The organism is Pantoea sp. X-Soil-MYKO-1289 (assembly GCF_059730625.1).
On the sequence record NZ_AP036004.1, the window covers coordinates 517,114 to 541,096 of the forward strand.

The window sequence follows — 23,983 nt, forward strand, 5'->3', positions numbered from 1 at the left end:
CAAGCGTTGGAAACAAAGGGAATTTGATCCTGCGATCCGCCTTCCAATATAGTGATGATGCAACGGCGACTGGCTGAAAAAGGTGGAGAAGGCGCTTGAAAGGAAGTAAACACGCACTTAACTGGACCACGCTGCTGGTGGCGATCCCGGTCGGACTGGCGGCGTCGCTGGTGACGCTGGCGTTTCGCGGCGTTATCGAGCTGATCAACCGTTTGCTGTTCAACAGCGACAGTGAGATTACCGTGGCGATGCACGTCTGGCCATGGATCTTCTGGCCGCTGCTGGTGGGCGCGGGCGGCGTGCTGGCGGGCTTTTTCCTGCGCTACGCGGTGAGCATTGAACAGCAGCAAACGGTAAAGACCGACTATCTGGAAGTGATTAACGCGCGGCTCGACGCGGTGCCGACCCGCACCTCGCTGTTTCGCGCGCTCTCCTCTATCGCCAGTATCGGCTCGGGCGCCTCTATCGGTAAAGAGGGGCCGATGGTGCAGCTCTCCGCGCTGTGCGGCAGCGTGCTGGGCCGCTGGATCCCCGCCTCGCTCAACCTCAAAAACAGCGACGTGGTGGCGATGGCCGCCGCCGCCGGGCTGTCATCGGTCTACCATGCGCCGCTGGCGTCGGCGATTTTCGTGGCTGAAATCGCCTTCGGCATTTCGGCGCTGCAGCGCCTGATCCCGCTGGTGATCGCCTCGTCGGTCGCCGTGATGACCATGTGGTCGCTGGGCTTCCGCAATGCGCTCTATCCGCTGGCGGACGTCAGCTTTCAGATGGACGTAAGCAGCCTGCTGCTAACGGTGGTCATTGGCCTGGCCGCCGGGCTGGCGGGCTGGCTGCTGATTAAGCTTATCGCGCGCAGCAAAGCGCTGTTCGGCCATATCCGTTCGCTGCCGCTGCGGCTGGGCGCCGGCGGGCTGGCGGTGGGGCTGCTGGCGCTGATCTCCACCGATATCCTGGGCAACGGCTACGAAGTGATCGTCAAAATCATGGCGGGCGACTATCTGCTGCCGGGCCTGCTGCTGCTGCTGCTGCTGAAGACGCTGGCGACCACGCTGTCGGTCGGCTCCAACGCGGTGGGCGGTCTTTTTACGCCGTCGCTGCTGATTGGCGCGCTGCTGGGCGTGGCGCTGGCGACGCTGGGCGCGGCGCTGCATCTGCCGCTCGGCAACGTGCTGCTCTATGCGGCCATCGGCATGGCGGCGGTGCTGGCCGCCGTCAGCCAGGCGCCGCTGATGGCGATCCTGATGGTGCTGGAGATGACCCTCAACAGCTCGCTGCTTTTTCCGGTGATGATCGCCGCCGTGCTGGCGTCGATGGTGGTCTATCGCCTGCAGTCCGCCAGCACCTATCCGGTGGTCGGCAATCACTTTAACCGCTCGGAGGCGAAATATGACTTCGACAACATGCGCGTGGCGCAACTGATAATTCCGGGGGCGGCGCTGCAGCCGCAGGAGTCGGTGGGGCAGGCGCTGGCGGTCAGCTCGCTGAAGCGCGAGCGCTACGTCTACGTAATTAACGCGGCGGGCGCTTTTCTCGGCGTGGTCTCGATCCATGATATCGCGCGCAAAGTGCTGGCGCAGGAGATCACGCTCGATTCGCCGGTCTCTACGGTCATGGACGACAACTTTCCCTTCGTCTACCAGAACCAGAGCATGCGCGAAGGCTGGGAGGCGTTCGCGCGCGTGACGCTGGAGCGCCTGCCGGTGCTGAATAATCCGCAGGAGAAGCGTTTTCTCGGCGCGCTGACCAAAACCAGCCTGATCCAGAAAGCGCAGGAGTTCCTTTAGGCCGCGTTGCCGCGCATCGCCTGATCCGTCATCCAGAGGCGAGCGTCGAACTCCAGCTGATGGTAGTCCGGCTCCATATGGCAGCAGAGCTGATAGAACGCCTTGTCGTGATCTTTCTCTTTCAGGTGCGCCAGCTCGTGCACCACGATCATGCGCAGGAAAGGCTCGGGAGCGAGGCGGAAAAAGGTCGAGACGCGGATCTCCGCTTTGGCTTTGAGGTTGCCGCCCTGAACGCGCGAAACGGCCGTATGCAGGCCCAGCGCGTGTTTCATCACCTTGATTTTATTATCCCAGATCACTTTGCTTATCGGCGGCGCGTTGCGCATAAAGCGATTTTTCAGCGCCTGGGTATAGTCATATAACGCTTTATCGCTAACGATATTGTGGCTGTCGGGATAGCGCTGCTGCAAAAAAGCGCCAAGCTTTTCATGTTTGATCAGCGTCTGAACCTGCTGAAGGATGTTCTCAGGATAACCCTGCAGATAGATGAGTGAGGACATTAGGGATTCCCGGCGAAAGACAGTATACTGCGCCCCCTTTTTAGGGCGTAAAACAGCCAGATTGTACCAGCCGGAGAATTCATGAGCCAACTTGAACTAGCGGATCGCACCCTGATCCTGCATCGTTTTCCGCAAATGCGTGAAGAGAGTCCGCTTCAGGCGTGGGATGCGGCGGATGAATATTTGCTGCAGCAGACGCTGCCGGAAGGCCCGATCCTGGTGTTCAACGACAGCTTCGGCGCGCTCACCTGCGCGCTCAACCCGCGTCCGGTCTGGCACGTCAGCGACTCCTGGCTCAGCCAGCAGGCGACGCGGCAAAACCTGCGCCTCAATGAACTTGACGACGGCGAAGTGCGCTTTCTCAGCAGCCTCGACCCGCTGCCCGCCGCGCCGGCCGCGGTGCTGATCAAGGTGCCGAAAACCCTGGCGCTGCTGGAGCAGCAGCTGCGCGCCCTGCGCGAGGTGGTGACCGCAGATACGGTGATCCTGGCGGCGGCGCGCGCTAAAGAGATCCATAACTCCACGCTGCAGCTGTTCGAGAAGATCCTCGGCGACACGCGCACTTCGCTGGCGTGGAAAAAAGCGCGTCTGATCTACACCCAGTTCAGCGCGCCGACGCTGGCGCCGCAGGCGGCAACCACCGTCTGGCCGCTGGACGAGACGCCCTGGCAGATCCACAACCATGCCAACGTCTTCTCGCGCACCTCGCTGGATATCGGCGCGCGCCTCTTTATGCATCATCTGCCGGAAAATATCGAAGGCGAGATCGTCGATCTCGGCTGCGGCAACGGGGTGATCGGCCTGATGGCGCTGGAGAGCAATCCGCAGGCGGAAGTGCATTTTCTTGACGAGTCTTACATGGCGGTGGCGTCGAGCCAGCTCAACGTCGAGGTGAACCGCCCGCAGGATGTGACGCGCTGCGTCTTTCGCGTCAACAACGTGCTGAGCGGCTATCCCTCAGACCGTCTGCACGCCGTGCTCTGCAACCCGCCGTTCCATCAGCAGCACGCCGTCACCGATCACCTGGCGTGGCAGATGTTCCGCGACGCTAAACGCTGTCTGCAGTACGGCGGCGAGCTGCGCATCGTCGGCAACCGCCATCTCGACTATCACCATAAGCTGAAAAAACTGTTCGGCAACTGCACGCTGGTGGCCTCGAACCAGAAGTTCGTGGTGCTGCGCGCGGTGAAGATGCGCTGATCAGATTGCCAGCGCCAGCTGCACCGCCTGGGCGATCGCCCGGCGGGCATCCAGCTCCAGCGCCACGTCGGCGCCGCCGATAAGGTGAACGCTTTTGCCGTGGGCGCGCAGCGCCGCCTCCAGCTCGCGCTGCGGCTCCTGACCGGCGCAGATAATCACGTTATCCACGACGACTTTCTCCACTGCGCCGTCGCGGCGCAGCAGTAGCCCCTCATCGTCGATCGCCAGATACTCGACGCCGCCCCACATGCGCACGCCGCGCGCCTGCAGCGTGGCGCGATGGATCCAGCCAGTGGTTTTGCCCAGGCCCGCGCCCGGTTTGCCCAGTTTGCGCTGCAGCAGCCAGATGGCGCGCGCGGCAGGCTGCGGCTCGGCGTGCGTCAGGCCGCCGCGCTGCGCCAGCGTCAGGTCGATGCCCCATTCGCGGCAGAAGCTTTCGCGGGTCTGCGCCTCCGCCGGCTGAGAAAGGTACATGGCGGTATCGAAGCCGATGCCGCCCGCGCCGATAATGGCGACGCGGCGGCCTACCGGTTTTTTGTCGCGCAGCACCTCAAGGTAGCTGAGCACGCGCGGATGATCGATGCCGGGGATCGCCGGCGTGCGCGGCTGAATGCCGGTTGCCAGCACCACCTCGTCCGCCTCGGCCAGATCCGCCGCCGTCACCCGACGGCCGGTTTGCACCTCGACGCCGGCCGCGGCAAGCTGGTGGGTGAAGTAGCGCAGGGTTTCGCTAAACTCCGCTTTGCCGGGGATCTGGCGCGCGATGTTGAACTGGCCGCCGATGGCGTCGTCGGCGTCGTAGAGCCTTATCCGATGGCCGCGCTGCGCCGCCTGCAGGGCGAAGGCCATGCCTGCCGGACCGGCGCCCACTACCGCGATAGCCTTCGGCGCGACGCAGGGCGTTACCGGCATCAGGGTTTCGTGGCAGGCGCGCGGATTCACCAGACAGGAGGTGATCTTGCCGACAAAGATCTGGTCGAGGCAGGCCTGGTTGCAGGCGATGCAGGTATTGATGCTCTCCGCCGCGCCGCGCGCCGATTTGCTGACGAAGGCGGCGTCGGCGAGAAACGGGCGCGCCAGCGACACCATATCCGCGCAGCCGCTCTGCAACAGCTGTTCCGCTACCTGTGGATGGTTGATGCGGTTGGTGGCGATCACCGGGGCCGAAACATGCTGGCGCAGCCGCCGCGCCGCCGAGGCGAAGGCCGCGCGCGGCACCGAGGTGGCGATGGTGGGAACGCGCGCTTCGTGCCAGCCGATGCCGGTATTGAACAGGGTGACGCCGCTTTTCTCCAGCGCGGTCGCCAGCGTGAGCGTCTCTTCCAGCGAGCTGCCGTCCTCCACCAGATCGAGCATCGACAGGCGGAAAATCACAATAAAGTCGCGGCCCACGGCGTCGCGCACCGCGCGGGTGACGGCCAGCGCGAACGCCTGGCGGCGCGTCGCGTCGCCGCCCCAGCGGTCGCTACGCTGGTTGGTGCGCGGCGCTAAAAACTGATTAATCAGGTAGCCTTCCGAGCCCATGATCTCTACGCCATCATAGCCCGCGCGCTGCGCCAGCCGCGCGCAGCGTGCGAAGTCGTCGATGGTTTGCAGGATCGCCTGCTCACTCATCTCCTGCGGCAGATAAGGGTTAATCGGCGCCTGGATCGCCGAGGGCGCCACCAGATCCTGCTGGTAGCTGTAGCGGCCGGTATGCAGGATCTGCAGGGCGATTTTGCCGCCTTCCGCATGTACCGCGTCGGTAATCTGGCGATGCCAGCCGCACTGTTCCGGCGAGACCAGCGTCGCGCCATGCTTCATCGCCACGCCCTGCGCGTTGGGCGCGACGCCGCCGGTGACGATCAGCGCGACGCCTTCGCGCGCGCGCTCGCCATAAAATGCGGCAAGGCGCTGGGCGCCGTCGCCATGCTCTTCCAGTCCGGTATGCATCGAGCCCATCAGGAAGCGATTGCGCAGCTGCGTAAACCCCAGGTCGAGCGGGGCGAACAGGGCAGGGTAGGCATGACTCTTCACGGCGGCATCACTCAGGTTAAGTGGTCGGATGAGTGTAATGTAGCTGCCGTGATGTTAAAAAAAAGTGAAAGTTTGCCGCGCTGTGAGGCGCATCAAAAAAGCGAGCCTTAGCCGCCCCGACGGCGTATCCATGAGAAGCGCGACTGATAGCCGCTGTTGAAGTGGGTATTGCGGCGATAGCTGGAGCCGGTTTCCGCCATGCAGTAGGTGCAAAAGCTGACGTTTTCGATGTTCGCCGCCGGCACGCCCGCCTCTGTCAGCCTTAGCGTCGCCAGCTGCGGCAGATCGAACCAGACGCCGTTGCGGGTCGCCTTCGCCTGCGGCCTGACGGCGAGCGGATTGTGCGGCTGCTCGCGCTGCCAGCAGGGCGGCTGCGATCCAGAAAGCGTGGGCGCGACGGCGCTCAGCATCTCCTCGCCCAGCTCATAGCAGCAGGGCGCGATGGCTGGCCCGATGGCGACATAAAGGCCGTCCGGCGAGCTGCCTGTTTCGCACAGCCTGTCGACGGCGCGCTCCAGCACGCCCGCCAGCGTGCCTTTTAGCCCGGCATGCACCGCCGCCACGCGCCGCTGCTGCGTATCGGCGATCAGCACCGGCAGGCAGTCGGCGGTGTAGACCGCGACCGGCCGGGCGCCCAGTCCGATAATCCCGTCGGACTCGCAGCTTTTCGGCGGCACGTTGGCTTCGTCATCCACCACCGTGGCGCTGTGGCGCTGATGGCCGTAAGCGACATCGTCGGGCGGCGCTTCGCCTGCCGGCTGGAAGGCATAGTCAACCCACTCCAGCGCATCAAGCAGGGTAGAGCGTACGCGGATTCCCATATGAATCTCCTCTGAGGCGTTTGGCTGCATTCAGCTTAGGTTAACTGCTACATTTTGAAAGCGTTACCTCTTCCCACTTTCGGCTTAAGGATAACAGGATGAAAATGACCGCAACGCTGCTGACCAGCGGCCTGATGGCGCTGATGCTGTCGGGCTGCGCCTCGCAGACAACGCAACATGCGCAGCAACAGCTCGGCCAGCAGTCGGTGCTGGCCCTGAACTGGTTCCAGCAGTCCGGCGAGTATCAGGCGCTGACGTGGCAGGCCTTCAACGGCGCGCGGCTGGCGTTCGACGCCGCGCCGTCGCTCACCGGCAAGCCCAAGGCGGTGATCGTCGATCTCGATGAAACCATGATCGACAACAGCGCCTACAGCGCCTGGCAGGCGAAAAACGGCCAGCCGTTCAGCGCGCAAAGCTGGTCGACGTGGACCCAGGCGAAGCAGGCGCTGGCGGTGCCCGGCGCGGTCGATTTCGCCCGCTACGTCACTTCGCACGGCGGCACGCTGTTTTACGTGTCGAACCGCGACCAGAAAGATTTCGACGCCACCGTCGCTAATCTGACGCAGCTCGGCTTCCCGCAGGTGACGCCGCAGACCGTGCGCCTCAGCACCGGCAGTTCTAACAAGCAGGCGCGTTTCGACGCCATCAAAGCGGCGGGCTACAACGTGGTGCTCTACGTCGGCGATAACCTCAACGATTTCGGCGCGGCGACCTGGCACCAGGGCAACGCGCAGCGTCGCGCCTTTGTCAGCCAGAACCACGCGCTGTTCGGCACCCAGTTTATTGTGTTGCCTAATCCGCTCTATGGCGACTGGGAGAGCGGCATGGCGGAAAACTATAACAAGCTGACGCCGCAGCAGCAGCTCTCAACGCGCGATGCGCAGCTAAAAGCGTGGAACGGTAAATAATTCGTCAAGCGAAAGAGCCTGCGCCAGCAGGCTCTTGTTTTTATCCGTCGATATTTACGTTTGCAGGTAACTATTTTGCTGCAAACTAATTTGATTATCTCTTACTTTCAAAACCAGCTTTATTAAGTTTATTACACTGCCTTTTTTGCCAGCAGCCAGTGTTAATCGCTATTGGTTAAAAAATTAATTCGGATTTTTCTGTAATAAAGTACCGCTGGTAACTGAGCATGTGTAAAAATGTCGCCAGCTGGAATGTCATTATTTGTCAGCAGGAAAAGCTTTTAAATAATAAGGTTATTTCAATCAATTGATATTGATGAAATTTAATGGTTTCTTCCGCGTCGCTTAAATCAGGCATACTTAAATAGCTTTACCTGAAATTTACCTCTGTTGAATTATTCCTTACAAAAAGCGGGCCGCCCTGGCCTGGAAAAAAATTACGGATGCGTAATCAATCATAAACGTCTATAAACAATTTCTGTGATCAACTGCGTTATTTCTTAAACCGACACCGGTTAACGGTGAGCCGGTTCACCGCCTTGTTCGCCTGAATATTCGATCCCCGGTTGTTGAGAGAGACGATTGTGACGACACTGAAACCTTTATTAGCGAAAAATCGCAGCTGGGCGCTCCAGCGCCGCGAGCGTAATCCTGACTATTTTGAAAAATACCTCCATCAACAAAAACCGCATTCACTCTGGATTGGCTGTTCAGACAGCCGCGTACCGGCCGAAGTCCTGACCGGCTCGCATCCCGGCGAACTCTTCGTTCATCGCAATATCGCCAACATGGTGGTCGACGGCGACGACAACCTGATGAGCGTGCTGCAGTACGCCATCATCTATCTCGGCGTAAAACGCATCGTGCTGTGCGGCCACTACGGCTGCGGCGGCGTTCAGGCGGCGATTGACCTGCCGCAGAGCCCGCTGGCGCAGGAAGAGTCGGCGCTGGCGCGCCGTATCGCCGCGCTGCGTCAGGCATTAGGGGATGGACTGCCCGACGCGCCGCAGATCGCCGCGGAGGCGCTGAACCGGCTGGTGGAGGTTAACGTGCTGGCGCAGTTCGCCCGTCTCGCCGCCGCCGCCCCGGTGCGCGACGCGTGGCGCGCGGGCCAGACATTAGATCTGTTCGGCTGCGTTTACGATCTGCAGTCGGGCCACCTTAAAGAGTTAATCCAGCAATCAGCAGAGGAATCTTCGCCATGAATGTGAATACGCTTCGTCAGGATATTCCTGCCGGCCTGGTGGTTTTTCTGGTGGCGCTGCCGCTCTGTCTGGGCATTGCGCAGGCGAGCGGACTGCCGCCGTTCGCCGGCCTGCTGACCGGGGTGATCGGCGGGCTGCTGGTCACCGCGCTTAGCCCGTCGCGCTTTGCCGTCAGCGGCCCGGCGGCGGGCCTGGTGACCATCGTCGTCGCCTCTATCGAGACGCTCGGCAGCTTCAGCGCTTTTCTTACCGCGCTGGTGCTGGCTGGCCTGATGCAGTGCGGCCTCGGCCTGCTGCGCGCCGGCCGTTTTATCTCGCTGGTGCCAGGCAGCGTCATTAAAGGCATGCTGGCGGCTATCGGCATTTTGCTGATTATCCAGCAGATCCCGGTGGCGTTCGGGATCGAGGGTGATGCCGGTCTGGCCGGATTCGCCAGCGGCGCCGCGACCTTTTCCGCGCCCGCGATGCTGGTCGCCGGCGGCAGTCTGGCGATCCTCTGGCTCTGGACCACGCCGCTGGTGAAAAAGGCGGGCGTGCTGGGCTGGATACCCGGTCCGCTGGTGGCGGTGCTGTTCGGCTGCGCCGCCACGGTATTCGGCGGAGAGTGGATGCCGGAGATGGCGGCCCAGCTGTCGCGCATCGCGCTGCCGGAGTTCGACAGCCTCTCCGCGCTGGCGGCGCAGCTGGAGAGCCCGGCCTGGAACGCGTGGCAAAATCCGTCGGTCTGGGTGGTGGCGGTGACGCTGGCGCTGGTCGCCAGCCTGGAGACGCTGCTGAGCCAGGAGGCGCTGAAGAAGCTGCGCCCGCAGAATCCGCCGCCGTCGCCCAACCGCGAGATGTTCGCGCAGGGGATCGGCAACCTCAGCGCCGGCCTGCTGGGCGCCATGCCGATTACCGCGGTGATCGTGCGCAGTTCGGTGAACGTCAGCACTGGCGCGCAGACTAAGCTCTCTATTCTGATCCACGGCGTGCTGCTGCTGATCTGCGGGCTCTGGTTCAGCGATATGCTGAACGCCATTCCGCTGGCCAGCCTGGCGGCGGTGCTGCTCTATACCGGCTATAAGCTGGCGACGCCGCGCCTGTTTATGGAGCAGTTCCGCATGGGCGCGCAGCAGTACGTGCCGTTCCTCGCCACCATCGGCGGCATTATCCTGTTCGGCATGCTGGCAGGTATCGGCATCGGTCTGGCGACGCAGATGCTGTACAGCCTCTACAAGAGCCACCGCAACGCGCTGCAGCTGACGCGCTATGACGATCACTATGTGCTGCGCTTTCAGCAGAATCTGACCTTTCTGCACAACCCGAAGCTGCAGGGGCTGCTGGCGGAGATCCCGGAGAACAGCGTGGTGATTGTGGATCACGATAACGCCGAGTATCTGGATCCCGACGTGAAAGCGGTGCTGAAGGATTTCGGCGACAACGCCGATAAGCGCGGCATTCGCCTCAGCCAGTGGCCGGTGGCGGTGAAGTAAAAGAGGGATTCGCCTGCTAGTCAGGTGATTACGCGGGTGACATGGCCTGATCGCAAAGACGCAAAAGACGGCATCCCTGCCAGCTCGGCCCGCGCAATTACGCACCTCATCCTTGAGGTGCGCCCGTAGCCGGGCCAACGCGCTGCGTTGTTCAAAAACGCTCCCGGCGTTTTTGTCCTTGTCGCGGGACGCTTTGCTCTTCAGGCCATGTCACCCGCTAGTTTGACTTAGTTGCTGTCTGAAAAATCGGATATCTCGGATAGCCGATTTTTTTATTTAAGGCATAATTGGCGCGCCGTAAGCCAGGCGGCGCAGCCCAGATTGCGAGTAGCGTCGATCTCTGCCGTTTATTCACTGAATTGCCCGGGCGGCAAGTGCGGTTTAATGGCGTACGGCGAAAGTCCGGGAAGGGCAGGGAGCGGAGAATTTACAGGCTACAGGGTTCAAACCTATGCGCGTTAAGCTGTTTGCAGAGCACAACACGACAACGAATCTCCTCTCGCTGTTTCTTATCACCCTGCTGTTTTGCTTTTTGGGCAGCCATCTGCGCGTGCCTGCGGAGCTTTCTCTCTTCTGGCCGGTAAACGCCATCGTCGCCGCCGTCATCGTCCGGCATCCCTGGCTGCACCGCATTCGCTACTATCTTGCCAGCTTCGCCGCCATGGTGGCGAACGACACGCTCTTTTCCGGCTGGGCGTGGCCCGCCGTGACGCTTAACGTCGCCAACCTGCTGTTTATCATTATCTCCGTTTCGATGCTGGTGAAGCACTACCTGCGCGACTCCGATCGCAGACAGATCAGCAACGCGCTGCGCATCTTTCCCGCCTGCCTGCTGGCCGCCTTCGCCTGCGCCACCTGGGGCGGGCTGGCGCAGGATTTAAGCTTCGACACCCGCTTCGCCACCGCCTGGGGCGACTGGTTCAGCGAACAGTTCTCTACCGGCCTGATGCTGCTGCCCTTCCTGCTGACCCGCAACTGGCGCGGCCTGTCGTTCGCCGCGCTGCTTTCGCCGGGCAAATGGCTGCCGCTGCTGAGCGTGCTGCTGTCGCTGGCGGTCGGGGCGATGATGGGCGGCGCCGGCAGCCTGACCTTTCCGGTTCCGGCGCTGATCTGGTGCGCCATCGTCTTGCCGATCCCGGTCACCAGCCTGGTGATCCTGCTGACCGGCATCAGCGAAATTGTGCTGGTATCGCACGGCGTGATGAACATTCAGGGCAACGATAACCTGCTGCATTTAAGCCATCTCACCTCGGCGCGTCTCGGCGTCGCCACCGTCGCCATCAGCCCGCTGATCGTCGCCGTCAGCATGGATGCGGTGCGTCAGCTTAATCAGCGGCTCGCGCTGCGCGCCAACTACGATTTTCTTACCCAGCTGCTGTCGCGCTCCGGGCTCTATGAAAGCCTGAAAGAGGAGCCGTTCTCGGCGCAGCGCAACGTCGGGGTCATCCTGCTGGATGTCGACTATTTCAAAGCCATCAACGACAACTTTGGCCATGATGCCGGCGACGGCGTACTGGAGGAGATTGCGCTGCGCATGCAGCAAGTGGTGGGCAAGCAGGGGCGCATCTGCCGTTTCGGCGGGGAGGAGTTCGCCATCGTGCTGTTCGACGCGCGTCCCGAGCGGCTCTACCAGCTGGCGGAGACGGTGCGGCAGGCGATCGGCAAAGAGAAGTTCTGGCTGCAGGGCAACACCGTCACCGTCACCGTCAGCCTGGGGCTGGCGCAGGGCAAGGCGGGCGAAGAGCGCGACTGGCACAGCCTGGTTAACCAGCTGATCTCCGCCGCGGATAAAAACCTCTATCTCTCCAAGCGCAACGGGCGCAACCAGACCACGCCCGCTTTCAAAACCCTTGCGCTGGCCACCAGCGACGTGGCGTAACGCGCCGCTTCGCGACTAAACGCTGCTTTTCAGCTGGCTGGTTTGCTGATGGCGCTCCAGCGCCAGCTCGATCAGGCGGGTGATCAGATCGCGATAGCTGAGTCCCGCTGCCTGCCACAGCTTGGGATACATGCTGATGTTGGTGAAGCCGGGCAGGGTATTCACCTCGTTGACGATAATCTCGCCCGCTTCCGTCAGGAAAACGTCGACGCGCGCCATTCCGCTGCACTCCAGCGCCTGAAACGCCTTAATCGCTACGGCGCGGATCGCTTCGCTGCGCGCGGCGTCGATGGCGGCTGGCACCTGCGTCTGCGCGCCGGTTTCGCTGATATATTTGGTCTCGTAGGAGTAGAAGGCGTCGTGCACCACCACTTCGCCGCACGGACTCGCCTGCGGATCGTCGTTGCCCAGCACCGCGCACTCGATCTCGCGGCCTTTGATGCCGGTTTCAATCAGCACCTTGCGATCGAAGGTAAAGGCGAGATCCAGCGCGCGGTCGAAGTCGTCGACGCTGTCGACTTTGCTGACGCCCACTGAAGAGCCCTGATTGGCCGGTTTGATAAACAGCGGCAGTCCGAGCTGCGCGACAATCTCCGCCGCCTGAATACGCGACCGCTGCGCCTGCGTAACGCTAATCCAGGGCGCGACCTGCAGCCCGGCGTCGCGCAGCAGGCGTTTGGTGAAGTCTTTGTCCATGCTGACCGCCGAGCCGAGCACGCCAGAGCCGACAAAAGGCAGCGACGCCATGCGCAGCAAGCCCTGCAGCGATCCATCTTCGCCGAGCGTGCCGTGCACGATAGGGAAAATCACATCGATCTGCGACAGCGCATGACCGCTCTGACGAGCGATCACCTGCTGCTGCGACGCGCCCGGCACCAGCGCCACGCTTTCGCCGGCGCGGTTAAGGGCGATCAGCGACGGATCCTGCGCGTTGATCAGAAAGTTCGAGGCGTCGTTCAGATGCCACTGACCCTGTTTATCAATGCCTAACAGCACCGGCTCGAAACGCGTTTTATCGATCGCATCAAGGATATTTTTAGCCGACTGTAACGATACTTCGTGCTCGGCCGATTTGCCGCCGAACACAATGCCTACCCGCAGTTTTGTCATTAGAGCTTGCCTGAAAAGATGTTGCGAAACCCACAAGATAACACGCGGATTTCGCGCTGTAACGGCGTGGCGCAGCGCAGCGTCGGCTTAATTTAGCGTAGCGGAGAGCAGGGCGCGGCACTGGGCGGCGTCGGCGCTGGCCTGCGCCTTTTGCCCGGCGCTCAGCGTCTGCCAGGCGTCCGCCACGTGCTGGCCGAGGCGCGGCTGGAAGCGGATTTTTTGCAGCGCATAGTCGGAGTTGCCGCCTTCGATCACCGTGCGCATATCCGCCACAAAGCGGCGGCTGTCGTCATGGTGAATCGCGCAGAATACTGAGATGTAGTAGGCCTCATCCTCTTTGCTGTAGTGCGGCGTCAGCCAGTACCAGCCGGCGGCTACGCAGAGGAGAAGAAGGGGAATAAGAATGTTAAGTCTGAATCGCATGTATCGGTTCGGTTCGCCTGGGCGAAGCGCGGCTCCTTTAAATTAACGTCATCACCACGATGCCGGTGGCGGAAATGTCGTTCAGCGCGCACTCAAATTCCGCGTCGCCGCCGCTAATTCTGACCCGGCCGCCAGGCAGTCGCGCGAGGTTGCGCAGGCTGGCCATGCCTTCAATATCCAGCAGCCATTTGCCGTCCACCACCGCCTTAAAGCTGCGGTTAACGATGTACTGCTGCTCGCCTTCAATCACCGCCAGCAGATTGCTGTGGGGCGCCACCTTATCCAGGAACAGCTTGCTCTCCAGAGTCACAAAATCGACAGGCGCGAGTTCACCATTTGTTAACTTAACCCGCTCAATATCGGTCAGGCTTTTCATCGGGTGACTTTCGCTGCCTTTTTCCGCCTTCTGCGCCTGCACCGCGCTGGGCGGATTGCCCTGGCCATAGAGGATCCAGTTTAGTTCGGCATCGGTATCGATAAGGCACTGCACCACCAGATCAGCCGGGAAAGCGTCTCTTTTATAACGCATTGCCAGGTTGCTCGAAGAGAGCCCGACATGCTCGGCATACTGCGACTTTTGTTTAAACCCATAGGCCTGAATCAGCCTGTCGAGGATAGCCCCGCCGCTCCCGTTAAAATTAGTGACTAACATTTTTGAGCTTCCTCTTGTGTTACTAACATATTTGAATTAGCATCACTGCGTTGTGAATGTTATCGCATATAACTGACATTACGTTAACTGGAGATGATGCCCTATGAGGCCTGATATTACAAATGCCATAGCTGCGCTCCTTTTATTACGAATCGGCGTAAAACGTCCCGTTTCAGCGCTTTTTATCCAGGCAGAGCGCCTCTCGTCTGGGTTTTGCGCCAGGCCCGGCGCATTGGCTACAGCGACGCGCGGCGTGCCAGGCGCGCCAGCGCGCGTCACGAAAACGCCTGGCTCTTTTTCTGTTAACTTTCAGCCAGAGTGATTCACTTATGATGAATAGCCACTCTGAACCTGCGGCGGCCATGAGCTTCGATGAGTTTCGCAGAAGCTGGCGGCGAATGCGGAGCGACAGCCGTAATCCGGCGCTGGTCGCCTTCAACCGGCAGAGCGAGGAATTTAAGTTCTGCGTGCTGACGCTGGCGAACCGGGAAAAACCGGGGAGCTTCCGGCTACAGGAGGTCGGCGACGCCTTTGAATCCTTCGATGAGCCCCGCCGCGCGCTGATTATTGCCGCCATGAACAAACTGGTGCGCTGGGGCAGGCTGCTGCCGCGTCCCTTTTCCGACGCCGACCAGTATCTGTCTGAGTAACTGACCTTAACCGCAAATCGATGACGTCAACCCGTCGGGCTTCCCTTTGTCTGAATTCAGGAGAGAAAAGATGAAATACCCTAATCCTCACGCCGACAGCGATGCGCTGAACGTTCTGCTAACCGCCGCGCGCTACGACGAACGCAGAGGCCGCGCGCAGGCGGTCGCTGACCGTCTGGCCGCGATGGCGACGCATATCGGCCGCCAGGGGCTGAGCGGCATCGAGGCCGCCGAGCTGCTCCGCTATGAGGCGCAGCGCTACCGCGATGAATCGCAGGAGCTGCGCTAATGGTCGACAGCATGGACATTGAGCAGCAGCGTCAGGCGGAGCAGCTGGCGCTCGATATCGCCGCCGTGACGCAGCGGGCGAAAGGCGTCAGCGCCTTCTTCTGCGAGGAGTGCGACAGCGCGATCCCTGAGGCGCGTCGACGCGCCATCAGCGGCGTTTCGCGCTGCGTCGCCTGTCAGGAGATCGCCGAGCTGCGCGGCCGCCACTATCAGGGCGGCCGGTAATGCAGCGCCTCTTTTGGCCGTGGAACGCGCCGCGTCAGGCTATCGCCTCGCCTTATCCTACTCACGCCGCGATGCAGCAGCGCAGTCGCGAGCTGGCGGCGCTGTCGCAGGCGTGGCGATCGCTGGAGCAACAGCCGTCGCTGGTGCAGCGCGCCATCAGGCTGCGTCACGATCGGCTGGCGCGCGAACGCGGCTCTGCCCGCGCCGCGACCTGGCTGACGACCACCTTCGTCGATCGCCTGCTGCCGCGCGTGGAGCGGGTCAACGCGCAGTATCGGCTCGGCGCGATGCGTCGCGGCGTGGCCGCGCGGCTGAGCGGCCACGCCGCACAGGAACAAGGCGCGGCAGCGGCGGCTGGCGCGCTGTGGGAGCTGATGCGCCGCTTTAACCAGCTGCCCGATATGGCGCGCGCCGATGTCGATCGGCTGGCGGGCGATATCGCCAGCTTTATCTTCGCCGAGCTGGTGCAGCTGCACGCGCAGAATCGCAGCGAATCGGACTGGCGCTACAGCCACGACCTCTATCTGACCGCCGCGACGATTACCCGCGAGTTTGGCCAGACGCCGCCGCTGTGGCAGAAGGTCACTACGCGCTTCTTCGCGCCGGAAGAGGCGACGCCGGCGATTATGCGTATGCAGGGAGAGACGTGGTGGAAAGGGCGGCTGCGCCGCATCGCCGCCGAATGGCGCGAACATCTGCAGATTGCGCTGGCGCAGGTCAGCAAAACGCATTCGCCCTACGCCAGCCGCGTGACCATTGCCGAATGGCGCGAGCAGAAGCGCCGCACCCGCGACTTTTTGCAGAGCATGGAGCTGGAGGACGAAGAGGGCAACCGCATCAGCCTGATCGACAAGCATGACGGCAGCGTCGCCAATCCGGCCATCCGCCGCTGCGAGCTGATGACGCGCATTCGCGGCTTTGAAACCATCTGCCATGAGATGGGCTACGTCGGCGAGTTTTGCACGCTGACCGCGCCGGCGCGCTATCACGCCACGCTCGGCAGCGGCCAGCTCAACCCCAAATGGCGCGGCGCCAGCCCGGCTGAGACGCAGCGCTACCTCTGTCAGCTCTGGCAAAAAGTACGCGCCAGGCTGCACCGCGAGCAGATCCGCCTGTTCGGCATTCGCGTCGCCGAACCCCACCATGACGGCACGCCGCACTGGCACCTGCTGCTGTTTATGCGCCCCCAGCAGGCCGCGCAGGTGCGCCAGATCCTGACGGAGTACGCCTGCCAGCAGGAGAGCGAAGAGCTGACCAGCGAACAGGCGCGCAAGGCGCGCTTTCACACCACCGCCATCGATCCGCAAAAGGGCAGCGCCACCGGCTACATCGCGAAATATATCGCCAAAAACATCGACGGCTACGCGCTCGACGGCGAGCGGGACAGCGAGAGCGGCGCGCCGCTGCGCGACTGCGCCGCCGCGGTTTCCGCCTGGGCGGGACGCTGGCATATCCGTCAGTTTCAGTTTGTCGGCGGGGCGCCGGTCACCGTCTGGCGCGAGCTGCGCCGTCTCACCGAGGGCAAGGGGCTGAGCGACGAGCTGGCCGAAGCGCGCGCGGCGGCGGACAGCGGCGACTGGGCCGCCTACATCAACGCCCAGGGCGGCCCCTTTGTGCGGCGCGATGAGCTGGCGGTGCGCGTCTGGTACCAGCAGGCCGAAGAGTGCAACAGCTGGGGCGAAGAGATTACGCGCATCAAAGGCGTCTACCTCAGTGCCACGGGCAAGCAGAAACCGCTGCTGACCCGGCTGGTTAACTGGAAGCTGGTGCCGAAGCGTAATGCGGAGGCTGAAAAGGTCGAGCAGGACGCATCAGCTTGGAGTTCTGTCATTAACTGTACGCGGATATCGCGCCGGCCAGGCGTATTAGCGCGGTTAAATCATTGGCCTGAAGCGGCGGTAAAAAAGAGGGCGAAACCGGCTGGCGATGGCGCTTTATACAGTCAAAATACGCCGCCCTGACGCGCTTTTTCCGCCTTTTTTACTAATTTGGCTTAGGGGTTGTCACGCCAAAAAAGTCTCTATATCAATAGCCTAAAGGCAGGTCGTTCCGATCTTAATTTTCTTTATATCAGATTGCATGCTGTGCTACTGTATAGATATACAGTTATAAGATGGGGGAGGGAAAGTGGATACTGATTTACAAGAACAGGTAATGCTTGAGCGCGTCGAGCTCATTGCACGTCTGACCACTGAAGGAGTTTGCAGGGAACGCGACCGGGAAGTGGCCCTCGCTTTGATCGCCGAGATTGCCGGCGACATGATGATAAAAAACAAGGAATTTGCCGTTTCGTTCTCCGCGATACCCACTAATAAATAACAATGCAGGTATCGCGATGAGAGGCGATGGCTCGACGCATAATCAGCGGCAGATCTCCCACCTTTCCCTTTGACGCTCGCGCTGTCTGACGACGGCTGAACGGAAGCAATAACGGCACCCTCGGGTGCCGTTTTTTTTTGCGCCGCGATCGGGCTGTTTGCCCATATTCCAGCGGGCGGGCCGGCGTTGAGCCGTCGCCCCGCAGCGAGGAGACTGGCTATGCCGGACGACGCGCACGCGCCGCCGCACTTAACGGCCCGAACCCGGGTCTGCAGACACCACCTCCAGCGGGGAACAACAACAGTGACGCACCATTTTAGCGTGCCCGTCCGCGGGTCCGATCGGGAGCTATCGCCATGAATATCTACGCGCTCCAGGGCGATACGGTCGATGAGATCTGCTATCGCTACTACGGCCGCACGCAGCAGGCGGTCGAGCAGGTTTACGCCGCCAATCCTGGCCTCGCCGAGCGCGGCGCCGTCCTGCCGCACGGCTGTGCGCTGACGCTGCCCGATCTGCCCGACGCGGCCACCGGCGAAACCGTCAATCTGTGGGACTGAAGATGGAGAAAACCAGCTCGCTGATTAACTACCTGGTCAGCCTGTTTCTGATGTGGCTGGGCCGCCACACCATTCAGGATATCGCGTTTCTGGTCGGCTCCGGCGTGGCGGTCATTACCCTGATCGTCAACGTAGCGACCTTTTTCATCAACTGGCACTACCGCCGCAAAACCTATGAGCTTCAGCGCCGGCGCGCAGGGAGGCTGTCGTGAGCCAGACCGCGAAGCGCTGCGCCGTGGTCGCCGTGCTGGCGATCGCCGCGCTGCTGCCGCAGTTCGAGACCCTGAAAATCTCCTCCGGCGGTTTGCAACTGCTGGCCGACGCGGAGGGCTGCCGCACCTCGCCCTATCAGTGCAGCGCCGGCGTCTGGACCAACGGCATCGGCCATACCGCAGGCGTGACGCCGCAGAGCGCTGTCAGCGAGCGCCAGGCGGCGGTCAATCTGGTCGATGACCTGATCCGCGTCGAACGCCAGCTCTCTCTCTGCGTGCCGGTGGCGATGCCGCAGCCGGTCTGGGACGCGCTGGCGAGCTTCGCCTTCAACGTCGGCGCCGGCGCCGCCTGCCGCTCGACCCTGGCCAGCTATCTCAATCAGCAGCGCTGGCGCGCGGCGTGCGACCAGCTGTCGCGCTGGATCTACGTTAACGGCGTGAAAAGCGCCGGACTGGCGCAGCGGCGCGAGCGGGAGCGCGCCTGGTGCCTGCGAGGCGTCCCATGACGCGCCTCTGTCTTGCGCTGCTGGCGGCGCTGCTGCTGGCGCTCGCCTTCACCGGCTGGCGCGGCGCGCAGCTCGGCGCGCAATTACGCGAGGCGCAGCGCGCCAGCGCCGCGCTCTCCGCCGATCTCGCCAGCCGCGATCGGACCATCGCCCGCCTCAATCGCGAGGCGCAGGCGAACAGCAAACGCGAGGCGGCGCTGCGTCAGCAGCAGAGTCAGGCCAGCCGCCTCGCCCTTAACCGAGAAGTGCAAATAGCGAGGGAAACCGATGCAAACCAGGCGTTACGCGAGTGGTCTGCTGCCGCTTTGCCTGACGATCTTATCCGGCTGCACAGCCGTCCCGCCTTCGACAACGCCCGCGATTATCTGGGCTGGCTGTCCGCGCGTGAACAGCTGTCCAGTGCCGGGCAACAGCCTGCGAACGCAGGGCGATCTGGCGGCAGATAACCGTCAGCTAGAGGCTGCGCTCGCGTCTTGCGGGCTGCAGATTGAAACCATTAAAGCGTGTCAGGAGCAACAGGATGCAGAAACCTCAACAGCTACGCGCGGCGCTGAGCCGCAGCGTGCCGCTGCTACAGCAAAACCCGGAGCGGCTGTCCATGACGATCGCCGCCGGAACGGTGGTGGCGACCAGCGCGCCGTCGCTCTCTTTTGAGTATCGCTACCGGCTGGAGTTAACCCTCGCCGACGTTGAGCAGGATATCGAGGCCGTGATCGTGCCGCTGCTCGCCTGGCTGCGGGATAACCAGCCGGAGATGATGGGCAACGCCGAGAAACGACGCAGCGATTTTACCTTCGCCGTTGACGCCGCTGGCGCGCTCAGCATCGGCCTGCAGCTGACCGAGCGCGTGCTGGTCACGCAGCAGGAGAGCGCGCTGCAGGTCACCTTTCCCGGCGAGCCGACGCCGCCCGCTAACGACAACGCGCCGCTGCAGCTCTGGGTGCACGGCGCGCTGGTCAGCGAGTGGCAGCGCTAAAGCTGTTCTGTCATCTCTCAGCGGTCGGCGTCGCGTTGCTGGCCGCATGCACCGGAGGTAACACTAGCGACATGAACGAACATATCAGCGAAATCCTGCGCCTGCTGCGCAACCTTATCCGCATCGGCACCGTCTCGGCGGTGGATCCGCAGAGCGGGCGCTGCCGCGTACGCAGCGGCGACAATGAAACCGGCTGGCTGCCGTGGCTCAGCGCCCGCGCCGGACGCTCGCGCGCCTGGAGCGCGCCGTCGATCGGCGAGCAGGTGCTGCTGCTGAGCCTGGGCGGCGAGCTGAATACCGGCTTTATCCTGCCGGGCATCTTCTCCGACAGCCATCCTGCGCCTTCCGCCTCGGCTGACGCGCTGCACTGGGCGTTTCCCGACGGCGCGGTTATCGAGTATGAGCCGCAGAACGGCGCGCTCAGGGCGAGCGGCATTCAGACCGCGCGCCTCCAGGCGGCGACCAGCATCCTGCTCGATGCGCCGCTGGTGGAGTGCAGCGCAAAGCTGAAGACCGCCACGCTGGAGGTGACCGGCGGCGGCACGCTGCAGGGCAACGTGACCCACAGCGGCGGCAGCCTGCGCTCTAACGGCATCGTGGTGGACGCCCATCAGCATGGCGGCGTGAAGTCGGGCGGCGATCTTTCTGGAGGACCGCAGTAATGGCCGAAAGATATATCGGTATGAGCCGCGACAGCGGCGCGGCGCTGGCGGAGCTGGAGCATATCCGCCAGTCGGTGCGCGATATTTTGACCACGCCGCTCGGCTCCCGAGTCATGCGTCGCCGCTACGGCTCGCTGCTGTCGGCGCTGATCGACCAGCCGCAAAACCCGGCGCTGCGCCTGCAAATTATGTCCGCCTGCTATATGGCGCTGTTGCAGTGGGAGCCGCGCATTCAGCTGAGCGCTATCAGCTATGAGGCGTCGTATGACGGCGGCATGACGGTAGAGCTTACCGGCAGCCGCAGCGATACGGCGCAAGCCTTTTCCCTGACTATTCCCGTGAGCTGAACCTATGGCAACCATTGACCTGAGCCAGCTGCCTGCGCCCGACGTGGTGGAGGCGCTGGATTATGAAACCCTGCTGGCCGAGCGCAAGGCGACGCTGATTTCCCTCTATCCGGCCGAGCAGCAGGCGGCGATAACCCGCACGCTGGCGCTGGAGTCGGAGCCGCTGGTGAAGCTGCTGCAGGAGAACGCCTATCGCGAGCTGATCCTGCGCCAGCGCATCAACGAGGCGGCGAAAGCCAATATGGTCGCCTGGGCGACCGGCGCCGATCTCGATCAGCTGGGCGCCAACAACGGCGTGACCCGGCTGACGCTGAGAGCGGCGGACGACAGTACGCTGCCGCCGACCGCGGCGGTGATGGAGAGCGACGATAACTTCCGCATGCGCATCGCCGCCGCGTTCGAAGGGCTGAGCGTGGCGGGGCCGAGCGGCGCCTACGAGTATCACGCCAAAAGCGCCGATGGACGCATAGCGGACGTTTCCGCCACCAGTCCGGCGCCGGCGGAGGTGGTGATCACCGTGCTAAGCCGCGAAGGCGACGGCACCGCGCCAGCCGATCTGCTGGCCATCGTGGCCAACGCGCTTAACGATGAGGATGTGCGTCCGGTCGCCGATCGCGTCAGCGTGCAGACGGCCGCTATTGTCGACTACCGCGTCGACGCGACGCTGTTTCTCTATCCCGGCCCGGAAGCGGAGCCGATCCGCGCCGCCGCCGAAGCGAAGCTGCTCGCCTTTATCAACGCCCAGTCGCGTTTGGGGCGCGATATCCGCCAGTCGGCGCTCTACGCCGCGCTGCATGTGGAAGGCGTGCAGCGCGTCGAGCTGGCGCAGCCGACGGCCGACGTGGTGCTGGATAAGACCCAGGCTGCGTACTGCAGCGGCTACAGCATCAGGGTAGGAGGTTCCGATGAGTGATCGGCTGCTGCCGAGCGGCTCCTCAACCCTTGAAGTCGCCGCCGCGCAGGCCTGCGCCGATATCGAGGCGATGCCGGTACCGCTGCGCCAGCTATGGAACGCGCAGACCTGCCCGGTGGCGCTGCTGCCTTATCTCGCCTGGGCCTGGTCAGTCGACCGCTGGGACGCCGGGTGGAATGAGGCGACCAAACGCAACGTCGTGGCCGCTTCGGAGTACGTGCACCGGCATAAAGGCACCATCGGCTCGCTGCGGCGCATCGTCGAGCCGCTCGGCTATCTGATCCGCATTACCGAGTGGTGGAAAACCGGCGACGCGCCGGGCACGTTTCGCCTCGACGTCGGTGTGCTCGATACTGGCATTACCGAGGAGATGTACAACGAGCTGGAGCGGCTGATCGCCGATGCCAAGCCGTGCAGTCGGCATCTGATCGGCCTTTCGATCAATCTCGATTCAAGCGGGACGCTGCCGGTAGCGGCCGCCAGCTACAGCGGCGACGAGCTAACGGTTTATCCCTATACCCCTGAAATCATCACCGTGAACGGGCCAGGCTACACCGGCTCAGCGGTACATTTAATTGACCTGACGGAAGTGCGCACATGACAACGAAATATTATGCCCTGCTGACCAATCAGGGCGCGGCCAAACTGGCGAACGCCACGGCGCTCGGCACTAAGCTGCAGATCACCGAAATGGCGGTAGGCGACGGCGGCGGCGCGCTGCCGACGCCGGATGCCTCGCAGACGAAGCTTATCGGCGAGAAACGGCGCGCGGCGCTGAATTCATTAAGCGTCGACGCGGCTAACAGCAGCCAGATTATCGCCGAGCAGATTATCCCCGAGAACGAAGGCGGCTTCTGGATCCGCGAAATCGGCCTGTTTGACGCCGACGGCGTGATGATCGCCGTCGCCAACTGCGCCGAGACCTATAAGCCGCAGCTGCAGGAGGGCAGCGGCCGCACGCAGACGGTGCGCATGATTATCATCGTTAACAGCGCCGCGTCAGTGACGCTGAAGATCGACCCGTCGGTGGTGCTTGCGACGCGCCAGTATGTGGATGACGGGGTGATTGAGGCGAAAGCTTATGCGGATAAGGGCATCGCTGATCACGTCGCGGCGGCGAACCCGCATAAGCAGTATCTGCAGATTGCGAACGCGCTGAGTGAAATTAAAGATGCTGCGCTGGTATCGAAATTGCTGCAAAACCTTAATCTTATAGATTCTGATGGATATGGGGGACGATTAATTGGCGTTCGTATTATTACTTCTTCTCAAGTTTATATTGCGAGTACAGATACGAAAGCAGTGATTGTTGAGGCTGTAGGCGGTGGCGGTGGTGGTGGTGGAACATTCACAACCACTGTGGAAGGTGAAAAAGCTCTTTCAGCCGGCGGCGGTGCCGGAGGTTATGGAAAATCTCGATACATGACCGGATTTAATAATGTGAATGTCACTATTGGCGTTGGTGGAATTGGAGGCCTACCTGATAAAAATACACCTGGTGGAAATGGCGGGGATACCTCATTTGGTTCGCTAATGGTTTGCAGGGGAGGAGCGGGCGGCACTTTTTGTACACCTTGGCCATATCCTATTCATACCTCAGGTGCGCCATCTGGTAGCGTTAGTGGGGCTAATTTGTATGCTTATGTGCCTAACCATGGCGCACCCGGCTACTATGCCAGGAATGGCTGGCTTTCTGGTGCAGGGGCAAGTTCACCGTTTGGCTTTGGTGGAATGCAGGTCGGAGGAACGTCCTCTGGAGTTAATGCTTCCGGTTATGGCTCTGGAGGTAGCGGAGCGTCAACGGCCAATCTTATAGCTGGTCAGAAAGGTGGTGCGGGTAGTCAGGGTTTGGTAATTGTATGGGAATATGCTTAATGGCTGAACAATATGCAGTTATCGACAGCGACGGAAAAATTCAAAACGTCGTTTTATGGGATGGGAAGAGTAATTGGTTACCTCAGGAAGGACTAAAGGTTATTGCATGTAATAAAGATGAATGCATGATTGGCGGAACTTATATTAACGGGACTTTTTTACTGCCTGATTCTGAACCTTATACTTCGGATGAGTTGCTCGAACAGAATGTGCGCAAAAAAAATAAACTTCTGGATGATGCTGCGACCAGAATAGCTATTTTGCAGGATGCCGTATCACTTGAAATGGCAACGGAAGATGAGCACGCTTCACTTATTGAGCTGCAAAGGTATCGAGTACTTCTCAATCGAATAGATGTATCATCTACAGCAGATATTAACTGGCCAGTTATGCCTGCTTCATAATAAAAATCCCCGCCTTGCGGGGATTTTTTTATTGCTCCATGTTTACCTGTCCCTCAGCAAACCGCAACCGCATGAT

27 protein-coding genes and 2 pseudogenes are annotated in these 23,983 nt (G+C 61.7%); 23 read left to right on the forward strand and 6 right to left on the reverse strand.

Annotation, left to right across the window (positions count from 1 at the left end; translation table 11 throughout):
- The first annotated feature begins 95 nt into the window (after positions 1-95).
- Positions 96-1,784, forward strand: a complete 1,689-nt coding sequence (locus AC6I7Z_RS02545; protein WP_497813028.1) for a chloride channel protein — start codon at positions 96-98, stop codon at positions 1,782-1,784.
- On the opposite strand, the gene AC6I7Z_RS02550 is transcribed toward AC6I7Z_RS02545, so the two are convergent.
- A complete protein-coding gene (locus tag AC6I7Z_RS02550) occupies positions 1,781-2,284 on the reverse strand; it encodes a M48 metallopeptidase family protein (protein ID WP_497813029.1) in 504 nt (167 codons plus the stop codon). The two genes, AC6I7Z_RS02545 and AC6I7Z_RS02550, sit on opposite strands and share 4 nt — an antisense overlap.
- 81 nt (positions 2,285-2,365) lie before the next feature.
- On the opposite strand from AC6I7Z_RS02550, the gene rlmG reads away from it, so the two are divergent.
- Complete coding sequence (gene rlmG, locus AC6I7Z_RS02555; RefSeq protein ID WP_033755027.1) at positions 2,366-3,484, forward strand: 23S rRNA (guanine(1835)-N(2))-methyltransferase RlmG; 1,119 nt, start codon at positions 2,366-2,368, stop codon at positions 3,482-3,484.
- Here rlmG and AC6I7Z_RS02560 read toward each other — a convergent pair whose 3' ends face one another.
- The gene (locus AC6I7Z_RS02560) at positions 3,485-5,500 is read right to left on the reverse strand and encodes an oxidoreductase (protein WP_497813030.1); all 2,016 of its coding nucleotides are present in this window, start codon (positions 5,498-5,500) and stop codon (positions 3,485-3,487) included.
- A gap of 107 nt (positions 5,501-5,607) precedes the next feature.
- Positions 5,608-6,321: a purine nucleoside phosphorylase YfiH/LACC1 family protein gene (locus tag AC6I7Z_RS02565; protein ID WP_497813031.1), complete on the reverse strand. Its 714-nt coding sequence runs from the start codon at positions 6,319-6,321 to the stop codon at positions 5,608-5,610.
- 98 nt (positions 6,322-6,419) lie between these two features.
- On the opposite strand from AC6I7Z_RS02565, the gene AC6I7Z_RS02570 reads away from it, so the two are divergent.
- From AC6I7Z_RS02570 to AC6I7Z_RS02585, 4 genes are all read left to right on the forward strand, one after another.
- A complete protein-coding gene (locus tag AC6I7Z_RS02570) occupies positions 6,420-7,229 on the forward strand; it encodes a 5'-nucleotidase, lipoprotein e(P4) family (protein WP_286870353.1) in 810 nt (269 codons plus the stop codon).
- Between the two features lie 584 nt (positions 7,230-7,813).
- Positions 7,814-8,434: a carbonic anhydrase gene (locus tag AC6I7Z_RS02575; RefSeq protein ID WP_497813032.1), complete on the forward strand. Its 621-nt coding sequence runs from the start codon at positions 7,814-7,816 to the stop codon at positions 8,432-8,434.
- A gap of 2 nt (positions 8,435-8,436) precedes the next feature.
- Entirely contained in the window at positions 8,437-9,906 is a 1,470-nt protein-coding gene (locus AC6I7Z_RS02580; RefSeq protein ID WP_497815383.1) for a SulP family inorganic anion transporter, read from the forward strand.
- Between the two features lie 451 nt (positions 9,907-10,357).
- A complete protein-coding gene (locus AC6I7Z_RS02585) occupies positions 10,358-11,785 on the forward strand; it encodes a GGDEF domain-containing protein (RefSeq protein ID WP_497813033.1) in 1,428 nt (475 codons plus the stop codon).
- Positions 11,786-11,800: 15 nt separating this feature from the next.
- On the opposite strand, the gene ddlA is transcribed toward AC6I7Z_RS02585, so the two are convergent.
- From ddlA to AC6I7Z_RS02600, 3 genes are all read right to left on the reverse strand, one after another.
- Positions 11,801-12,895: a D-alanine--D-alanine ligase gene (ddlA, locus tag AC6I7Z_RS02590; protein WP_497813034.1), complete on the reverse strand. Its 1,095-nt coding sequence runs from the start codon at positions 12,893-12,895 to the stop codon at positions 11,801-11,803.
- An 87-nt stretch (positions 12,896-12,982) separates the two neighbouring features.
- On the reverse strand, positions 12,983-13,318 hold the full coding sequence (locus AC6I7Z_RS02595) for a hypothetical protein (RefSeq protein ID WP_497813035.1): 336 nt from the start codon (positions 13,316-13,318) through the stop codon (positions 12,983-12,985).
- A 37-nt stretch (positions 13,319-13,355) separates the two neighbouring features.
- Entirely contained in the window at positions 13,356-13,970 is a 615-nt protein-coding gene (locus AC6I7Z_RS02600) for a phage repressor protein CI (RefSeq protein WP_497813036.1), read from the reverse strand.
- Between the two features lie 398 nt (positions 13,971-14,368).
- On the opposite strand from AC6I7Z_RS02600, the gene AC6I7Z_RS02605 reads away from it, so the two are divergent.
- The 17 genes and pseudogenes from AC6I7Z_RS02605 (at position 14,369) to AC6I7Z_RS02685 (ending at position 23,907) form a co-directional block, all read left to right on the forward strand.
- Positions 14,369-14,620 (forward strand): hypothetical protein, encoded by a 252-nt coding sequence (locus AC6I7Z_RS02605; RefSeq protein ID WP_497813037.1) that lies wholly within the window; start codon positions 14,369-14,371, stop codon positions 14,618-14,620.
- 70 nt (positions 14,621-14,690) lie between these two features.
- Positions 14,691-14,909 (forward strand): DUF2732 family protein, encoded by a 219-nt coding sequence (locus AC6I7Z_RS02610; RefSeq protein ID WP_497813038.1) that lies wholly within the window; start codon positions 14,691-14,693, stop codon positions 14,907-14,909.
- On the forward strand, positions 14,909-15,133 hold the full coding sequence (locus AC6I7Z_RS02615; RefSeq protein ID WP_497813039.1) for a TraR/DksA C4-type zinc finger protein: 225 nt from the start codon (positions 14,909-14,911) through the stop codon (positions 15,131-15,133). Before AC6I7Z_RS02610 ends, AC6I7Z_RS02615 begins: the two co-directional genes overlap by 1 nt.
- Positions 15,133-17,094: a replication endonuclease gene (locus AC6I7Z_RS02620; RefSeq protein WP_497813040.1), complete on the forward strand. Its 1,962-nt coding sequence runs from the start codon at positions 15,133-15,135 to the stop codon at positions 17,092-17,094. Before AC6I7Z_RS02615 ends, AC6I7Z_RS02620 begins: the two co-directional genes overlap by 1 nt.
- Positions 17,095-17,260: 166 nt before the next feature.
- Entirely contained in the window at positions 17,261-17,452 is a 192-nt protein-coding gene (locus tag AC6I7Z_RS02625; protein WP_033755060.1) for a hypothetical protein, read from the forward strand.
- 356 nt (positions 17,453-17,808) lie between these two features.
- Positions 17,809-18,012: a tail protein X gene (locus AC6I7Z_RS02630; RefSeq protein WP_497813041.1), complete on the forward strand. Its 204-nt coding sequence runs from the start codon at positions 17,809-17,811 to the stop codon at positions 18,010-18,012.
- Between the two features lie 2 nt (positions 18,013-18,014).
- On the forward strand, positions 18,015-18,224 hold the full coding sequence (locus tag AC6I7Z_RS02635; RefSeq protein WP_033755066.1) for an HP1 family phage holin: 210 nt from the start codon (positions 18,015-18,017) through the stop codon (positions 18,222-18,224).
- The gene (locus AC6I7Z_RS02640; protein ID WP_497813042.1) at positions 18,221-18,730 is read left to right on the forward strand and encodes a lysozyme; all 510 of its coding nucleotides are present in this window, start codon (positions 18,221-18,223) and stop codon (positions 18,728-18,730) included. The genes AC6I7Z_RS02635 and AC6I7Z_RS02640 overlap by 4 nt, the downstream gene beginning before the upstream one ends.
- A pseudogene (locus AC6I7Z_RS02645) lies at positions 18,727-19,077 on the forward strand (Rz-like lysis system protein LysB); the annotation flags it as partial. The gene AC6I7Z_RS02640 and the pseudogene AC6I7Z_RS02645, both read left to right, overlap by 4 nt.
- Positions 18,998-19,312 (forward strand): annotated as a pseudogene (gene lysC, locus AC6I7Z_RS02650) (Rz1-like lysis system protein LysC); the annotation flags it as partial. The pseudogenes AC6I7Z_RS02645 and lysC, both read left to right, overlap by 80 nt.
- Positions 19,251-19,706: a phage tail protein gene (locus AC6I7Z_RS02655; protein WP_497813043.1), complete on the forward strand. Its 456-nt coding sequence runs from the start codon at positions 19,251-19,253 to the stop codon at positions 19,704-19,706. The pseudogene lysC and the gene AC6I7Z_RS02655, both read left to right, overlap by 62 nt.
- Positions 19,707-19,777: 71 nt before the next feature.
- On the forward strand, positions 19,778-20,368 hold the full coding sequence (locus AC6I7Z_RS02660; protein ID WP_497813044.1) for a phage baseplate assembly protein V: 591 nt from the start codon (positions 19,778-19,780) through the stop codon (positions 20,366-20,368).
- Positions 20,368-20,715: a GPW/gp25 family protein gene (locus AC6I7Z_RS02665; RefSeq protein WP_096072060.1), complete on the forward strand. Its 348-nt coding sequence runs from the start codon at positions 20,368-20,370 to the stop codon at positions 20,713-20,715. Before AC6I7Z_RS02660 ends, AC6I7Z_RS02665 begins: the two co-directional genes overlap by 1 nt.
- A gap of 4 nt (positions 20,716-20,719) precedes the next feature.
- Positions 20,720-21,628: a baseplate assembly protein gene (locus AC6I7Z_RS02670; RefSeq protein WP_497813045.1), complete on the forward strand. Its 909-nt coding sequence runs from the start codon at positions 20,720-20,722 to the stop codon at positions 21,626-21,628.
- Entirely contained in the window at positions 21,621-22,229 is a 609-nt protein-coding gene (locus tag AC6I7Z_RS02675; RefSeq protein ID WP_497813046.1) for a phage tail protein I, read from the forward strand. The genes AC6I7Z_RS02670 and AC6I7Z_RS02675 overlap by 8 nt, the downstream gene beginning before the upstream one ends.
- Entirely contained in the window at positions 22,226-23,503 is a 1,278-nt protein-coding gene (locus AC6I7Z_RS02680) for a phage tail protein (protein WP_497813047.1), read from the forward strand. Before AC6I7Z_RS02675 ends, AC6I7Z_RS02680 begins: the two co-directional genes overlap by 4 nt.
- Positions 23,503-23,907, forward strand: a complete 405-nt coding sequence (locus AC6I7Z_RS02685; RefSeq protein ID WP_497813048.1) for a tail fiber assembly protein — start codon at positions 23,503-23,505, stop codon at positions 23,905-23,907. The genes AC6I7Z_RS02680 and AC6I7Z_RS02685 overlap by 1 nt, the downstream gene beginning before the upstream one ends.
- The last annotated feature ends 76 nt before the right edge of the window (positions 23,908-23,983 follow it).

What these genes read in the sequence shown, in the direction of transcription:
- AC6I7Z_RS02550 (WP_497813029.1), bottom strand. Translation starts at nt 2,284, where the DNA reads ATGTCCTCACTCATCTATCTGCAGGGTTATCCTGAGAACATCCTTCAG.
- rlmG (WP_033755027.1), top strand. Translation starts at nt 2,366, where the DNA reads ATGAGCCAACTTGAACTAGCGGATCGCACCCTGATCCTGCATCGTTTT.
- AC6I7Z_RS02565 (WP_497813031.1), bottom strand. Translation starts at nt 6,321, where the DNA reads ATGGGAATCCGCGTACGCTCTACCCTGCTTGATGCGCTGGAGTGGGTT.
- AC6I7Z_RS02570 (WP_286870353.1), top strand. Translation starts at nt 6,420, where the DNA reads ATGAAAATGACCGCAACGCTGCTGACCAGCGGCCTGATGGCGCTGATG.
- AC6I7Z_RS02585 (WP_497813033.1), top strand. Translation starts at nt 10,358, where the DNA reads ATGCGCGTTAAGCTGTTTGCAGAGCACAACACGACAACGAATCTCCTC.
- ddlA (WP_497813034.1), bottom strand. Translation starts at nt 12,895, where the DNA reads ATGACAAAACTGCGGGTAGGCATTGTGTTCGGCGGCAAATCGGCCGAG.
- AC6I7Z_RS02595 (WP_497813035.1), bottom strand. Translation starts at nt 13,318, where the DNA reads ATGCGATTCAGACTTAACATTCTTATTCCCCTTCTTCTCCTCTGCGTA.
- AC6I7Z_RS02600 (WP_497813036.1), bottom strand. Translation starts at nt 13,970, where the DNA reads ATGTTAGTCACTAATTTTAACGGGAGCGGCGGGGCTATCCTCGACAGG.
- AC6I7Z_RS02605 (WP_497813037.1), top strand. Translation starts at nt 14,369, where the DNA reads ATGCGGAGCGACAGCCGTAATCCGGCGCTGGTCGCCTTCAACCGGCAG.
- AC6I7Z_RS02610 (WP_497813038.1), top strand. Translation starts at nt 14,691, where the DNA reads ATGAAATACCCTAATCCTCACGCCGACAGCGATGCGCTGAACGTTCTG.
- AC6I7Z_RS02615 (WP_497813039.1), top strand. Translation starts at nt 14,909, where the DNA reads ATGGTCGACAGCATGGACATTGAGCAGCAGCGTCAGGCGGAGCAGCTG.
- AC6I7Z_RS02620 (WP_497813040.1), top strand. Translation starts at nt 15,133, where the DNA reads ATGCAGCGCCTCTTTTGGCCGTGGAACGCGCCGCGTCAGGCTATCGCC.
- AC6I7Z_RS02630 (WP_497813041.1), top strand. Translation starts at nt 17,809, where the DNA reads ATGAATATCTACGCGCTCCAGGGCGATACGGTCGATGAGATCTGCTAT.
- AC6I7Z_RS02635 (WP_033755066.1), top strand. Translation starts at nt 18,015, where the DNA reads ATGGAGAAAACCAGCTCGCTGATTAACTACCTGGTCAGCCTGTTTCTG.
- AC6I7Z_RS02655 (WP_497813043.1), top strand. Translation starts at nt 19,251, where the DNA reads ATGCAGAAACCTCAACAGCTACGCGCGGCGCTGAGCCGCAGCGTGCCG.
- AC6I7Z_RS02660 (WP_497813044.1), top strand. Translation starts at nt 19,778, where the DNA reads ATGAACGAACATATCAGCGAAATCCTGCGCCTGCTGCGCAACCTTATC.
- AC6I7Z_RS02665 (WP_096072060.1), top strand. Translation starts at nt 20,368, where the DNA reads ATGGCCGAAAGATATATCGGTATGAGCCGCGACAGCGGCGCGGCGCTG.
- AC6I7Z_RS02670 (WP_497813045.1), top strand. Translation starts at nt 20,720, where the DNA reads ATGGCAACCATTGACCTGAGCCAGCTGCCTGCGCCCGACGTGGTGGAG.
- AC6I7Z_RS02675 (WP_497813046.1), top strand. Translation starts at nt 21,621, where the DNA reads ATGAGTGATCGGCTGCTGCCGAGCGGCTCCTCAACCCTTGAAGTCGCC.
- AC6I7Z_RS02680 (WP_497813047.1), top strand. Translation starts at nt 22,226, where the DNA reads ATGACAACGAAATATTATGCCCTGCTGACCAATCAGGGCGCGGCCAAA.
- AC6I7Z_RS02685 (WP_497813048.1), top strand. Translation starts at nt 23,503, where the DNA reads ATGGCTGAACAATATGCAGTTATCGACAGCGACGGAAAAATTCAAAAC.